Origin of the sequence: Citrobacter amalonaticus Y19 (assembly GCF_000981805.1) — a bacterium.
Taxonomy (GTDB): Bacteria; Pseudomonadota; Gammaproteobacteria; order Enterobacterales; family Enterobacteriaceae; genus Citrobacter_A; species Citrobacter_A amalonaticus_C.
In genome coordinates, this window is record NZ_CP011132.1 from 1,921,914 (window position 1) to 1,936,212 (window position 14,299).

Below are 14,299 nucleotides of genomic sequence, written 5' to 3' on the forward strand. Positions count from 1 at the left end.
CTGGTGAATCGCATGGAAATCAAGCGTGAAGTAACGGAAAACTGCAGCGGGCATGACCGCGTTGTTAAATTTTTACGCGAACAACTGTTAGGCGGGGCATTAAAAGCAGGCGATAGCCTGCTACCCGAGCGCGAGCTGTCTGCAAAATTAGGGGTCAGCCGTCCGGTATTGCGGGAAGCGCTGAGAGCGCTTGCCATGATAGGCGCTGTAGAGATCCGTCACGGGATCGGCACCGTTGTCACAAAACCGGATGTTTCGCTTTTCGGCGAATTTTTCACCTTCGTACTGGCTCATCAGCCGAACGTGGTTGATGACGTTATGCAAGCCCGAATCGCCATTGAACGTCAGGCGATCCGCCTGGCCTGCCGCCGGGGAACACAGAGTGATTACGACAGGTTAGCGGACTGTCTGCGTGAAATCAGCGAAACGATCCATGTGCCGGAATCAGGTGGACGAGCAGACTTTCGCTTCCATGAAACCATGGTTAACGCATCAGGTTCGCCAACGCTTATCAGTATTTATCAGTCCATTGGCGTACTGATGCAGCGCTCTCACCTCGACAGACGTGAACAAATTATTCAGGTGGAAGGCATTGAAGCATTTCTCATTGACCATCACCGCGCCATTTTTGCCGCCATCGTCGAACGTGACGAAGACAAAGCCGATGAATTATTAAGTCGCCATTTTGAAATTGGGGCGGATTTTCGTCGCCGCGCCACCATTCGCATGGTTGGTTCCCCGTCCATTACTCCTACACCGTAAAAAGGATAAACAGATGCAGATCGTCATTGGCAGTGACCACGCCGGATTCCAGCTCAAACAAGAACTCATTCAGTGGCTGCAACAGGCAGGCCACCAGATTAACGATATCGGGAGTTACAACCCCGATCCGGTGGATTTTCCTGACATTGCGTATGCCGTATGCAGCAAAGTGCGCGAGGAGAATGGTCTGCGCGGGATCCTGGTTTGCGGTACTGGCGTGGGCGCGGTGATTGCCGCGAATAAAGTAAAAGGCATCCGCGCTGCCGTTTGTCATGACGTGCATTCCGCACACCAGGCGGTTGAGCACGATGACGTGAATGTGATGTGCATCGGCGCACAGATCGTTGGCCCCTGGCTGGCGCGCGATCTCATTGACGCATTTTTGCAGGCGACCTTTGTTCAGGATGCAGACTTCGTCCGTCGCGTCGAGAAATTGGCCTTACTCGAGCAGAATAACTGATCAATCTGAAGGAAATCATAATGAAAACGACTCATTCCGGTGTTGTTGGCTTTCTTGGCTTAGGCGTGATGGGGCGCGAGATGGCACGCAATCTTGCGCAGGCGGGCTATACCGTACGCGCGTTTGATATCGTCAGTAGCGCAGGCGATACGTTGCGTCCGTTCGGTATTGAAATTGTCAGCGATATCCCCTCCGCCGTCCGCGATGCCGATATCGTTATCTCAATGCTGCCGGACACGCCCCAGGTAGAAGAGATCGTGCGTGGCCCGCAGGGACTGCTGTCTGTGCCGCCACGCGGAAAACTGTATGTGGACATGAGCACCATTGCCCCTGAAGCCACCCGCAAGCTGAGCCAGGCGCTCCAGGCCGTCGGCGTCACCATGCTTGATGCGCCCGTCTCCGGCGGACCGATTGGTGCTAAAAATGGCACGCTGACCATCATGGTCGGCGGCGACGCGAAGGGTTTTGAGCAAGCCACACCTTATCTGCGCGCCATGGGGACGACGTTAAATCATGTTGGCGCATCCGGTGCCGGACAGACCGTGAAGCTGTGTAACCAGCTGATTTGCGGGATCAATATTCAGGCGATTTGCGAAGCACTGGCACTGGCGCGCGCCTGGGATATCAATTTGCCACAAATGCGGGAAGTGCTGCTGGGTGGTTCTGCGGCCTCATGGATGCTCGACAAACTGGCTCCGGCCATGATCGAAGGTGATACCTCCGCCGGTTTTCGCATCGATCTGATGATGAAAGATCTCCGTCTGGTTTTAGAAGCCGCGCAAAAGCATCCCGTTCCCCTTCCGGCGACCGCCCTTGTGGCGAGCCAGTATCAGAATGCGCAGGCCTATGGTGAAGGTGCAAATGGTAACCAGGCGCTGTTCAAAGTCTATGACCGGTTGACCGGTCAACGGACCGCAAACACAAATTAACCGGGGCGAAAGTCATGATGCTCGATTTCACAGCAATACTTTCACAATGGCAGCTCTTGTTGGACGGTGCGACATTGACCGCCAGACTGGCCTTAGTGACGACAGTGACGGGTTTTCTGATAGGCACACTCTGTGCCATTGCCCGACGCTCTCAATCCAGAGTGTTTGCGAGAGTCGCGGCAATCTATGTTGAATCCATTCGCAATACGCCATTTCTGGTACAAATTTTTCTGGTTTATTTCGGTCTGTCGAGCATGGGGTTTTCGTTTACCGCCTTCACCGTCTCTGTAATTGCGTTGACGATTAATGTGGGCGCCTATACCGCAGAAATTATGCGTGCAGGGTTTGAATCCGTGCATAAAGGACAATGGGAGGCCGCTGAAACCCTGGGATTAACCAAATGGCAGCAATACTGGCATGTTGCATTACGACCCGCGATCGAGCGCGTTTATCCTTCGCTGACCAGTCAGTTTATTTTATTAATGCTGGCCTCATCGGTGACCTCGCAAATATCCACTGAAGAACTCACCGCGACTGCGAATTTTATTCAATCAGAAACCTACCGCCCCTTTGAAACTTTCGTGATTGTGGCGGGGATTTATATCGCCCTCTCGCTGTTAATGCGGCTGATATTCTGGCTGTTTGGACAGGCTATTTTTCCTCGCCGTCGCCGGCTTGGCACCATGATTTAGGGAGTCATGACGATGAATATTCCCCTCAATTTCGCCCATATTCAATTTCTGCTGGAAGGCACACTGTGGACAATCGTCCTGTCACTTATGGCGTTCGGCGGCGGTGGCATAATGGGTTTTCTGATAGCTCTGGGCCGCATCGCACCGGTTCGTGCAATACGTCTGGTCATTTCAACCTGGGTGCAGTTAATTCAGGGGACGCCTCTGCTGATTATCATGTTCATGGTCTATTTCGGATTGCCGCAACTGGGCATGACGATTTCGCCCTTACTGGCCGCCGGACTGTCTCTCACCATTTATGCCAGCGCCTATCTGGGCGAAATCTGGCGAGGGTGTATTCAGGCCGTTCCCCGCGCGCAATGGGAGGCGGCGGAATGTCTGGCGCTTTCCCGCACGCAGCGCATGTTTAAAGTCGTTCTGCCGCAAGCCATCAAGCTTGCCACACCGCCAACCGTGGGATTTTCGGTTCAAATCATCAAAAACACGTCACTGGCTTCTGTCGTGGGGTTTGTCGAACTGGCTCGAGCCGGACAACTGATTAATAACTCGATTTTTGAGCCATTTATTATCTATCTCATTGTTGCTGCATTGTATTTTTGTCTGTGCTTTCCCGTATCGGTATTAAGCCGTCGGCTTGAACAGGGTGCGCCAGAGAAAAAAGGGAAGCCTGTACAAACCGTGAGTCCACGAATCAATTAAGTGCTGAAGGTTAATACTATGCCCATTATTACTCTCAGAAACGTACAAAAAAGCTTTGGCGACAATCCGGTGCTGAAAAACGTCTCTTTTTCCGTGAATCAGGGGCAGGTTGTGGCACTGATTGGCGCCAGCGGTTCAGGTAAAAGTACGGCACTGCGCTGTATTGATCGACTGGAAACCATCAATGGCGGCAGCATTGAAGTCTGTGGGCACAACGTTGACGATCCACACCTCAACCTGCGCAAGTTGCGACAGGACGTCGGGATTGTGTTCCAGAGTTACAACCTGTTTCCCCATTTGACGATAGAGCAAAACATTACGTTAGGCCCGGTCTCCGTCCAAAAAATGGCGAAAGCGGAAGCCAAAAGGCTGGCATTGTCCGTACTCGACCAGGTGGGCCTGGCCGATAAGGCAGACAGCTATCCCGAGCAACTCTCGGGCGGGCAGCAACAGCGCGCCGCCATCGCCCGTTCCCTGGCGATGAAACCCAAAGTGATGTTGTTTGATGAAGTCACATCGGCATTAGACCCAAAACTCACCGGAGAAGTCCTGCGCGTTATTGAGCGCCTGGCGGGAAGTGGCATGACCATGATTATGGTCACTCACGAAATGAATTTCGCCCGTCGGGTCGCCGATAAAATTATCTTTATGCATCAGGGAACCGTCCATGAAAGCGGCACGGTAGAGATCCTGAAAACGCCGGGCACGGCGGCATTACAGGAATTTATTTCTAACGATTTGTGAACCACTCACCCAGCGAAATATCCTACGAAGGAAAATAATATGAGCCCTGCTAAAAAAATCTTACTGCTCGTGTCGTTACTGTCCACCGTCATTACCCTTCCTGCTTCGGCAAATGTCCTGGAAGAAATTCAAAAACGCGGTGAAATACGCGTTGCCACCGATTTATCCATTCCACCTTCAGGCATGTTGGATGCCGCAATGAAACCAGTGGGATCCGATGTTGAAACCGCGGAGTTGTTGGCTAAAGACTGGGGCGTGAAACTGAAATTCATTGAAACAACCGGTCCGACGCGGATACCTAATTTACAGACCGGGAAGGCTGATATCATCATATCCACCCTTTCCGTCACGCCACAACGTGCGCAGGTTATTGATTTTAGCCGAGCCTATGCCGGGTTACGATCGGTCATTGGCGCGCCGGCGGCCACGAAAATCAGCGACTGGAACGATTTAAAAGGACATGCGATTACCGTCACCCGTGGCACGACGCAGGATTCAATGCTGACCAAAGAGGCGATGAAAAATGGTGTCACCATTCAACGCTACGATGACGATGCCACGCTGGTTACGGCGGCGGTGAGCGGTCAGGCTTACGCGGTCGCCACCTCTGCCACACTGGTGAATCAGATTAAGAAGCAAAACCCTGATTTGGCATTTGAACCTAAAATGACCCTTACCGTATTTGATTTAGCCATTGGCCTGAAAAAGAATGAGCCAGAGCTAAAAGAAAAACTCGATCAGTGGATTGTCACGAATCTCAAAAACGGGAAGCTGAATGCCATTTATGAAAAATATCATGGCGAACCTATTCCGGCAGAGATTATTAACCGACCATAATTACCCTGACGCTACCGTGTTTACATAAAATCTTACCGTGCATCCCGATATTATACCCAGATATCAGAGGCGCTATCTGGATGCACGCCACCCGGTTCAGTTCACCGCTTTCACAATAAATGTCACAACACCAAAAATATCCAGTCCACCCTCACTGCCGATGATGATGGGTGAATACGCGCGATTCATCGGATTAAGCTGAACGGTAGGCCGCAACTGCAATCGCTTAACCGTAAACTCTCCCTCCACCGCCGCAATCACGATATCTCCGTGACGGGCAGTGAGTGAACTGTCCACCACCAGCAGATCGCCATCGCCGATCCCCGCGTCGATCATCGAGTCGCCAGCCGCTTTCACAAAATAGGTCGAACTGGGATGCTGAACCAGTAACGCGTTGAGATCGATACGTTGCTCAACATAATCGGTCGCCGGGCTGGGAAACCCGCACGAAACCCGCTCGCTGAAAAGGGGGACGGCGATAACTTCACGCCGTTGCGCAGGTCTGTACAACGTCATAATGCACACCTTGAATACTGTTTTTATATACAGTAATTTGAACTCAGGCAGGGATCAAGTCATTGGCAAAACGTCGCGGCGCAAAGTTTCGCCGTATTGCGCGTAAGCATTTATTGATCCTACAAATATGCGATTTGTAAATTCTTGCGCAGGATGACGAGGTCCGTCCGTTTTAGGGCAGGCATTGTGCGGGGAGTGTTTTCGGGAAGCATAAAAAACCGGCTAATGGCAGCCGGTTCCCGCGTTGCGTGGTGTCACTTACCAACCGCAGACGTCGTGCTCATTTTCCGTATCGTAGGAACGTACGGTATTGACGAGATCTTTCACCACTTCGGCGGCGACGTCAGGTACCAGTAAGGTCATTGGCGCTTCAGTTTCGTAATCAACAGAAACGCCATTGCTGTTATTCGTCACGGTGACGGTATAGGTTGCTTTGCCCATGATTATTTCTTCCCGGTATGAATGACTTTTCGTTGATTCGCGCTTTCCATCAGGACCTCTGGCGCGACGAAAAAGTCGATATTGAAATAGGTGTCATCGGTCATCACTTCGATGTTATGCCACTTTTCCGGTGGAAACACACCAAACTGACCCGCTTCGATGATCATCACTGTTTCCGCTTCTGGACTGTGTTCATCCGCATATCCGAGATATTTGACCGCCCCCTGCATCACCGACAGACGGGGATACACTCCCGGTCGGGTTCCTTTATCAAGATGGCGTTCGAAAATTCCGGCAGGTGCTGTTTCTTTGTTCCAGAACGGTGTGGCGCGTGTGTGGATATGATTTTGTGGAATCTGAAGCATGTCCTTCCCTCTTCCAGTCGGTAGGATGCGATTATAAGTAAACCGCTGTTCCAGAAAGGTTACGCTTCATAACTGGCATTTTAAATACCATTTATTGGTTATTCTTTACCGAACGGCAAAATGGGTTATTCATGGGGTAACGGAACAAAAAGCCCGCCTGAGTGGCGGGCCTCCTGGCTTACGACTGCAGTGTCGCCAGTCGCGCGGCGAAACCGACAAAAATCAGGCCGATCAGCGAATTTCCGACCTTCGCCAGTTTCTTTTTGGTACGAATGTATTGTGTGACAAAGGCCCCCGAGACGATAAGGAAACTCAGGTAGCAGAAGCTCACCACTTCAAGCGTGATTGCTAAGATGAAGAATGACAGTCCCGCATGCGGCGCATTCACATCAATAAACTGCACAAAGAAGGAGACGTAGAACAGAATCGCTTTCGGGTTCGTCAGGCTCAGCACTAACGCACGTTTAAAAATGGCACCAAAGGGAACCGCTTCTTCATCAGCGTCGCCGCCTTTTGCTTTAAGCGTGGCATAGAGGATTTTTGCCCCCAGATAAAGCAGGTAAAAGGCACCGAGATAGCGGACGATATTAAACAATACTGGCGTTGTTTTAATCAGCGTTGCCACCCCGGCATACGCCAGAAACATAAGTACCGCATCGCCAATAAATACGCCGCTTGCCGCAAGGTAACCGCCCTTCATTCCACGTCCGATGCTGTTTTTCAGCACAAATATCGTGTTCGGTCCCGGGACGAGGACAATAAAAATAGCCCCGACCAGATAAGTCCAGTAATTCAGTACACCATACTCTGCAAACACCTTAACCTCTTCTTCCTGAAACCACTTTTTCGCTTAATGGCGAAACAATATGCTAACGGATGCACCTGCTCAAGGGAAGCGCTTTACCCACGCCTTTATTTCAGTGAAAAGGTTGGATAGCGCTCGGCAAAATAGTGGCGTAAGAATTCCACCGTAATACGGACTTTGGCCGATGTGGCCAGTCGTGAAACATACACCGCCCAGATATTGGCCGGTTGGTAATACTCCGGCAGGACATGCACCAGATGACCACTGGCGATGTTATCGCAGACATCCCACCAGGAACGCAGCGCAATCCCCTGCCCGTCAAGGCACCACTGATGCACAATCTCACCATGATTCGATGACAGTGGTCCGTTCACCTTAATAACGTGCTCCCCCTCTTTATTTTGCAATTGCCAGATCCCAAAAGGATGGTCGCGCTCTTTGATCACTAAGCAGGAACAGGTGGCGAGATCGGCAAGTTGTTTGGGCGTACCGTGCTGCGCCAGGAACGAGGGAGAAGCGCAAAGGATTCGGTAGTTCGTCCCCAGCTTGCGGGCAATCAAATTCGGCGCAATGTCATCGCCAATGCGGATATCGAGATCGACACCTTCATTAGCCAAATCCACCAAGCGGTCTTCCACATCAAAGCGCAACTCCAGTTGCGGATACTGTCTTGCGAGGGCGGACAGTGCAGGTGCCACAACCTGCCGACCGAAACCAAAACTACTGATAATTCGCAACATTCCTTGCGGAACCTGACGAACATCAGAGAGTTCATCCATCATCTGATCGACATCGTGCAGAATACGCTGCGCCCATTCATAGATGCGCTCGCCCTCTTCAGTAATGGTGACGCGACGCGTGGTACGGTGCAGTAAAACCACATTCAGGTTCTGTTCAAGCAGCGCAATACGTTTACTGACATAAGCCGGTGAAACCCCCAGTTCCTGGGCAACGGCGGCGAATCCCGCCCGTCGGGCGACCAGAATAAAGACACGCAAATCAGTCAGCAGAGGAGGATTATTCATGATCTGTGTTTTATGTTTCACCAGTTGGAGAGATTAACTGTCGATCAGTCAATTATAGGATAAGGAGAAAGTCAATTTCGCTCCCCTACAAGTGAGAACTGGTATGAAGAAAACCTGTCGTATTGCCGCCATTCCCGGAGATGGTATCGGTAAGGAAGTGCTGCCCGAAGGCATTCGCGTTTTGCAGACAGCCGCCAGGCGTTGGGACCTGTCGCTCAGCGTGGAAACGTTCGAATGGGCCAGCTGTGATTATTACCTTGAGCACGGGAAAATGATGCCGGATGACTGGCGTGAGCAGTTATCCTCCTTTGACGCCATTTACTTTGGTGCCGTCGGCTGGCCGGAGACGGTTCCGGACCATATTTCCCTGTGGGGTTCGCTGCTGAAATTCCGTCGGGAATTTGATCAGTATGTGAATCTGCGCCCGGTTCGCCTCTTTCCCGGTGTGCCCTGCCCGCTGGCTGGCAAGAAGCCGGGCGACATTGATTTCTACGTTGTGCGTGAAAACACCGAAGGGGAATATTCTTCGCTGGGCGGACATATTAATCCGGGTACCGAGCATGAGGTGGTCATTCAGGAATCCGTTTTCACCCGTCGGGGCGTGGATCGAATTTTGCGCTATGCGTTTGAATTAGCCCAAAGCCGCCCGCGAAAAACGCTGACGTCGGCGACCAAATCCAACGGTCTGGCGATCAGTATGCCGTTCTGGGATGCACGCGTGGAGCTTATGGCGCAGCACTATCCCGATATCCGCTGGGACAAGCAGCACATTGATATTCTTTGCGCCCGCTTTGTGATGCAACCGGAGCGCTTCGATGTGGTGGTCGCCTCGAATCTGTTTGGCGACATTCTTTCCGATCTCGGCCCGGCGTGTACCGGCACCATCGGCATTGCCCCCTCGGCTAACCTGAACCCTGAGCGCACCTTCCCGTCGTTGTTTGAACCGGTACATGGTTCCGCCCCGGATATTTATGGCAAAAACCTCGCCAATCCGATTGCGACCATCTGGGCCGGGGCGATGATGCTCGATTTCCTCGGCGCAGGAGATGCGAAATACACCGCCGCGCACGACGGGATTCTGGCGGCGATTGAACAGGTGATTGCGACGGGCCCCAAAACACCGGATCTGAAAGGCAGTGCGTCGACCCAGCAGGTCGGTGAGGCGATTTGCGCGAGTATATAAGGGTTCAATGCCTGATGGCGCTGCGCTTATCAGGCCTATGGTTGAGAGTCTCCAGGCCGGATCAGGCGTAGCCGCCATCCGGCAAAAACATTAAAGCGGATACTCTGCCAGCAACGCGTTGAGCGCCGTCGCCATCAACGCCGCCCGCCAGCCCCTGATGGCGCTGCGCTTATCAGGTCTACGGTTGAGAGTCTGTAGGCCGGATCAGGCGTAGCCGTCATCCGGCAAAGACATTAAAGCGGATACTCTGCCAGCAACACGTTGAGCGCCGTCGCCATCAACGCCGCCCGCCAGCCAGAAATCAATTCGGGCTCCGTACTCTGCGGTTTTAATTTCCAGTGCCAGTTGAGCAACTGGTTGATCTGACGGCGCGACGCCAGCAGTTCTGCGCTGACGTTATGTTCCGCACTCACTTCCGCTACCAGCGCTTTAATCGCCTTAAACGCTTTGCGATAACCCGGCATGTCCATCAGATTCAGCAACGGTTCCGGCAGTGCCTCTTCCGGCAGCGCCTGCGCTTTGGCCACCAGCGAGAGCAGCGTCTTACCGTGGAAGCGAATTTCACTGCCGGAAAGCCCCAGGCTGTCGAGTTCGCCCATGCTGCCAGGCATATAGCGCGCCACAGACCACAGGTGCTCTTCGCGAACCACGAAGTTAACGGCCAGATCGCGTTCACGCGCTTTACGCAGACGCCAGTCGGCAAGCAGTTGCAGGCAGGCCAGTTGGCGCGTGCGTAGCTGCCAGGCGTTGGTGATGTCGCGCCAGGCGTCCTCGGGTGCCAGTATCTCCTGACGACGAGCTTGCATCAGGCGGCACTCATCCAGCGCCGCAGACAGCCAGCCCGCGGCTTCGGTTTCCGCCATCAATTTTCCGGCAATCGGCAACAGATACCAGACATCCGCTGCGGCGTATTCGCACTGACGCTCAGTCAGTGGTCGCGCCAGCCAGTCGGTACGCGATTCGCTCTTATCCAGCGCCACGCCAGTGTACTCTTCCACCATCGATGCAAAGCCCCACGACAGCGGACGGCCACAAAATGCCGCCAGGATTTGCGTGTCAATCAGCGGTTGCGGCAGTTCGCCGAACGCATTGAGAAAGACTTCCAGATCTTCACTGCCCGCGTGCAGAAACTTGGTGATGGCGGTATCGCGCAGAATCGCTTTCAGCGGCGACCAGTCGCTAATGCCGTGCGGGTCGATCAGCGCGACATGTTCGCCGTCAAACAGTTGGATGAGACCTAACTGCGGATAATAGGTACGGGTACGAACAAACTCAGTGTCCAGGGCAATCGCAGGAAACGCACGGACCGCTTCGCACAGAGTCGCCAGCGCGTCGTCAGTGGTGATCATTTGGTAATTCAAATTGCATTCTCTTCGGTTTACGCCAAAAAAAACGCCGGATTCACCCGGCGTCAGATTGCTGACAAAGAAGGAAAAAACGGGGTTTTTCCTTCTTTGTGGTTATCAGCCGAAAATCAATAAATTGATTTTCCTGGTTTTTAATAAAGTGATCTCTGCTTGTCCGGTATCGGAAAAAGGTTTGTGACCACTTTCACGCCGGATTCACCCGGCGTTTGACGTGTTGCTTAACGCTCAGCCCTTATTGTCCACTTTGCCACGGGCTTCGTCACGCAATTCTCGACGTAAAATTTTACCGACGTTTGATTTCGGCAGTTCATCGCGGAATTCAACCAGTTTCGGGACTTTATAGCCCGTGAGCTGACGGCGGCAGAAGGTGACCAGCGCCTCCTCGGTGAGCGAAGCCTCTTTTTTCACCACAAAAATCTTCACCGCTTCGCCGCTGCTGCCGGAAGGAACGCCGACGGCAGCCACTTCCAGCACCCCCGGATGCTGCATCACCACATCTTCAATCTCATTGGGGTAAACGTTAAAGCCGGAGACCAGAATCATATCTTTCTTACGGTCGACAATGCGCAGGAATCCTTCATCATCCATGACCGCAATGTCACCCGTGTGCAGCCAGCCGTCTTTGATGATCTCATCCGTCGCGTCAGGACGCTGCCAGTAGCCCAGCATCACCTGCGGTCCTTTTACGCAAAGTTCACCCGGCTGATCGGGCGACACTTCGTTGTCGTCATCATCCACCAGTTTGGCTTCGGTCGACGGCACCGGCAAGCCGATGCTGCCGCTGTGATAATCAATATCGTGCGGGTTAACGCTGACCAGCGGCGCACATTCGGTCAAACCGTACCCTTCAAGCAGATACTGCCCGGTCAGCTTAACCCACCGTTCAGCCACCGCCTGCTGTACCGGCATGCCGCCGCCCGCAGAAAGATGCAAAGAGGAGAAATCCAGCTGCTGGAACTCTTTATTGTTCAACAGGGCATTAAACAAGGTATTCACGCCGGTCATAGCGGTAAACGGGTACTTCGCCAGCTCTTTTACCAGACCCGGAATATCGCGCGGGTTGGTGATCAGCAGGTTCTGCCCGCCCAGCTCAATAAACAGCAGGCAGTTCATGGTCAGGGCAAAAATGTGGTACAGCGGCAGCGCGGTCACCACCAGTTCTTTACCCGGGTGCAAAAGCGGCCCGTAAGTGGCTTTCACCTGCTCCAGGTTGGCCAGCATGTTGCGGTGCGTCAGCATCGCCCCTTTCGCCACTCCGGTCGTCCCGCCGCTGTACTGTAAAAACGCCAGATCCGCAGAAACCACTTCCGGTTTCACATACTGCATACGGTAACCGGCATGCAGCGCACTGCGAAAAGAGATCGCATCCGGCAGATGATATTTCGGCACCAGTCGTTTGATGTACTTCACCACGAAGTTCACCAGCGTGCCTTTGGCCGTGGAGAGCTGGTCGCCCATACGGGTCAGAATGACGTGCTTAACGCTGGTTTTATCAACTACTTTTTCCAGGGTATGGGCGAAGTTGGAGACAATCACAATCGCCGCCGCGCCGCTGTCGTTTAGCTGATGCTCCAGTTCGCGCGGGGTGTAAAGCGGGTTGACGTTCACCACGATCATCCCGGCACGCAGAATGCCAAACAGCGCCACCGGATATTGCAGCAGGTTTGGCATCATCAGCGCGACGCGGTCGCCTTTTTTCAGCCCCAGTCCCTGTTGCAGGTAAGCAGAGAAGGCGCGGCTGCGCTCCTCCAGCTTGCGGAAGGTCATCACCTCCCCCATGTTCATAAACGCGGGCTGATCGGCATAGCGCGAGACAGCATGTTCAAACAGTTCCACCAGGGATTGATAACGGTCAGGATTGATCTCCGCAGGTACATCCGCGGGATAACGGTTTAACCAAACCTTCTTCACTGCATCACCTCTAAAATGAGTGTTCGTCGTCATCTCAACCTCAGATAATAAACAAGCTGTTAACATAATATTAACTCAGCGTACCAGTTTATTAATCACTCAACTGAAAGGTTGCGAAGCGCGTCACTATTTATTTTTGTTATGACGTTAATAAAACAGAAACAGCGGACCAGCCGCTGTTTCTTTTACTGATAATACAACGTGTTACTCTGTGACTATCGTCTGAACCTGTGCGGGACCCGGGTTATACCATCCCCAACCGCCATAGCCATATGGCCAGCCTCTTCTCCCGCCATAGAACCACGGGTCGATCGGTTGCGGTGGCATCACCACCTGCTGGGCAAGTCGCCAGCGTTTGTAGCCCGTCACGTCCATGGTCATGAATTTGTACGGCGTGTTGCCCACTTTGCCTTCGACGGTGCCGGTAATCGGCCCCACGACGGTCACCAGTTGCCCCCGGAAATCGACGGGATCAAGGAACCCATTCACACTGGCGTAAATACGCCCGCGCGAAGGTTCGCCCAAGATGGGACGCGCGCCGCTATCGAGCGAAACGGTCGCAATTTCCAGACGGGTTTTCCCCTGCTGGTTTTGAATGTCCACCACTTTGCCGCCAAAGCGCGCTTCCTGCCCCACGTACAGTTGCGGGGCATTCATCACCCGCACCAGATCGTCTTGTGGCGTGGGGCTGGAGCCCTTAATCGCATCCGGAACCGTAACGCACCCACTCAGCATGAGCGCAATACTCCCCGCGAGCAGGCCTTTAACAACTTGTTTTTGAACCGCCATATTGCGACTCCTTTTCTCAGCGCACTGACCCGGCGTTTTACGGGTCATACTACTGAGATTCATTCTTTTCCGGGAAGTTTCTTCCAGGCCACGTTGTTACGTAAATAAACCGGTTCAGCGTGTTCGACCGCCACGGTTTTACCATCGGCGAACATCTGACAGGCGATCGGCAGCATATCTTCCGCCGCTGGCAGCAGGACGTCACCGTCGCGCAGCGTCGGTTTGCTCGCTTTACCGAGTTCAGGCCAGGCAGGCCAGCCCGTCCCGACGGTCACCCAGTCACCGGAAAGCTGTTGTAAACGCTCGGTCACCTGCTCAGGTTTCAATACTGCTTCCGTCTCTTCACCGCGCCAGACGCCATTTTCATCGCGCTGATACTCAGCCCAGTAGACCTCACCCATTCGCGCGTCAATAGCCGCCAGGACGCGGGTCGCGCCAGTTTTACGCCATGCGCCCTGCGCCATCGTCATCAGCGTGGAGACGCCAATCATCGGCAGGTCTGCGCCTAGCGCCAGCCCCTGGGCAATGCCAATCCCGATACGCACACCGGTGAAACTGCCCGGCCCACGCCCGTAGGCCAGCGCATTAAGTTCCGTCAGAGAGGTGTCGTTAGCGGCAAGAATATCCTGCACCATCGGCAGGATGCGTTGAGTATGTTCTCGTGGGCAAAGCTCAAAATGAGCTGAGTGAGTACCGTCATTCCACAGCGCCACAGAGCAGGCTTCTGTGGCGGTATCGATAGCCAAAATTCGCATGAGTCTTCGTGCTTAGATC

17 protein-coding genes are annotated in these 14,299 nt (G+C 53.3%); 8 read left to right on the forward strand and 9 right to left on the reverse strand.

What is annotated here, in order from left to right:
* Positions 1–12 precede the first annotated feature (12 nt).
* Genes F384_RS08625 through F384_RS08655 form a run of 7 tightly spaced genes read left to right on the forward strand, consistent with a single transcriptional unit; the run spans position 13 to position 5,123 of the window.
* A complete protein-coding gene (locus F384_RS08625) occupies positions 13–762 on the forward strand; it encodes a FadR/GntR family transcriptional regulator (RefSeq protein WP_046481117.1) in 750 nt (249 codons plus the stop codon).
* 13 nt (positions 763–775) lie between these two features.
* Positions 776–1,222 (forward strand): ribose 5-phosphate isomerase B, encoded by a 447-nt coding sequence (rpiB, locus tag F384_RS08630; protein ID WP_046481118.1) that lies wholly within the window; start codon positions 776–778, stop codon positions 1,220–1,222.
* A 20-nt stretch (positions 1,223–1,242) separates the two neighbouring features.
* Positions 1,243–2,151, forward strand: coding sequence for an NAD(P)-dependent oxidoreductase (locus F384_RS08635; RefSeq protein ID WP_046481119.1), 909 nt, complete (start codon positions 1,243–1,245; stop codon positions 2,149–2,151).
* Between the two features lie 14 nt (positions 2,152–2,165).
* Entirely contained in the window at positions 2,166–2,843 is a 678-nt protein-coding gene (locus tag F384_RS08640; protein ID WP_046481120.1) for an amino acid ABC transporter permease, read from the forward strand.
* A 12-nt stretch (positions 2,844–2,855) separates the two neighbouring features.
* Positions 2,856–3,542, forward strand: coding sequence for an amino acid ABC transporter permease (locus F384_RS08645; protein ID WP_046481121.1), 687 nt, complete (start codon positions 2,856–2,858; stop codon positions 3,540–3,542).
* An 18-nt stretch (positions 3,543–3,560) separates the two neighbouring features.
* On the forward strand, positions 3,561–4,286 hold the full coding sequence (locus F384_RS08650; protein WP_046481122.1) for an amino acid ABC transporter ATP-binding protein: 726 nt from the start codon (positions 3,561–3,563) through the stop codon (positions 4,284–4,286).
* A 39-nt stretch (positions 4,287–4,325) separates the two neighbouring features.
* On the forward strand, positions 4,326–5,123 hold the full coding sequence (locus tag F384_RS08655; RefSeq protein ID WP_052746902.1) for a transporter substrate-binding domain-containing protein: 798 nt from the start codon (positions 4,326–4,328) through the stop codon (positions 5,121–5,123).
* A 96-nt stretch (positions 5,124–5,219) separates the two neighbouring features.
* Here the strand turns inward: F384_RS08655 and F384_RS08660 are convergent, their stop codons facing one another.
* The 5 genes from F384_RS08660 to F384_RS08680 all read right to left on the reverse strand — a co-directional run bounded on the left by F384_RS08660 (position 5,220) and on the right by F384_RS08680 (position 8,275).
* A complete protein-coding gene (locus F384_RS08660; protein WP_046481123.1) occupies positions 5,220–5,639 on the reverse strand; it encodes a translesion error-prone DNA polymerase V autoproteolytic subunit in 420 nt (139 codons plus the stop codon).
* Positions 5,640–5,897: 258 nt separating this feature from the next.
* Positions 5,898–6,080, reverse strand: a complete 183-nt coding sequence (locus F384_RS08665; protein ID WP_012132688.1) for a DUF1869 domain-containing protein — start codon at positions 6,078–6,080, stop codon at positions 5,898–5,900.
* Between the two features lie 2 nt (positions 6,081–6,082).
* Complete coding sequence (gene yeaR / locus F384_RS08670) at positions 6,083–6,445, reverse strand: DUF1971 domain-containing protein YeaR (RefSeq protein WP_046481124.1); 363 nt, start codon at positions 6,443–6,445, stop codon at positions 6,083–6,085.
* 178 nt (positions 6,446–6,623) lie between these two features.
* Entirely contained in the window at positions 6,624–7,262 is a 639-nt protein-coding gene (leuE, locus tag F384_RS08675; RefSeq protein ID WP_046481125.1) for a leucine efflux protein LeuE, read from the reverse strand.
* A 95-nt stretch (positions 7,263–7,357) separates the two neighbouring features.
* Positions 7,358–8,275 (reverse strand): LysR family transcriptional regulator, encoded by a 918-nt coding sequence (locus F384_RS08680; protein WP_046481126.1) that lies wholly within the window; start codon positions 8,273–8,275, stop codon positions 7,358–7,360.
* A gap of 103 nt (positions 8,276–8,378) precedes the next feature.
* Here F384_RS08680 and F384_RS08685 point away from each other — a divergent pair, with 103 nt between their 5' ends.
* Positions 8,379–9,458, forward strand: coding sequence for a tartrate dehydrogenase (locus tag F384_RS08685; protein ID WP_046481127.1), 1,080 nt, complete (start codon positions 8,379–8,381; stop codon positions 9,456–9,458).
* 233 nt (positions 9,459–9,691) lie between these two features.
* On the opposite strand, the gene rnd is transcribed toward F384_RS08685, so the two are convergent.
* The 4 genes from rnd to tsaB all read right to left on the reverse strand — a co-directional run bounded on the left by rnd (position 9,692) and on the right by tsaB (position 14,280).
* Positions 9,692–10,819: a ribonuclease D gene (gene rnd / locus F384_RS08690; RefSeq protein WP_080949907.1), complete on the reverse strand. Its 1,128-nt coding sequence runs from the start codon at positions 10,817–10,819 to the stop codon at positions 9,692–9,694.
* A gap of 231 nt (positions 10,820–11,050) precedes the next feature.
* On the reverse strand, positions 11,051–12,736 hold the full coding sequence (gene fadD, locus F384_RS08695; RefSeq protein ID WP_080949908.1) for a long-chain-fatty-acid--CoA ligase FadD: 1,686 nt from the start codon (positions 12,734–12,736) through the stop codon (positions 11,051–11,053).
* Positions 12,737–12,940: 204 nt separating this feature from the next.
* A complete protein-coding gene (locus F384_RS08700) occupies positions 12,941–13,525 on the reverse strand; it encodes a Slp family lipoprotein (protein WP_046481130.1) in 585 nt (194 codons plus the stop codon).
* A 59-nt stretch (positions 13,526–13,584) separates the two neighbouring features.
* Complete coding sequence (tsaB, locus tag F384_RS08705; protein WP_046481131.1) at positions 13,585–14,280, reverse strand: tRNA (adenosine(37)-N6)-threonylcarbamoyltransferase complex dimerization subunit type 1 TsaB; 696 nt, start codon at positions 14,278–14,280, stop codon at positions 13,585–13,587.
* Positions 14,281–14,299: the final 19 nt, after the last annotated feature.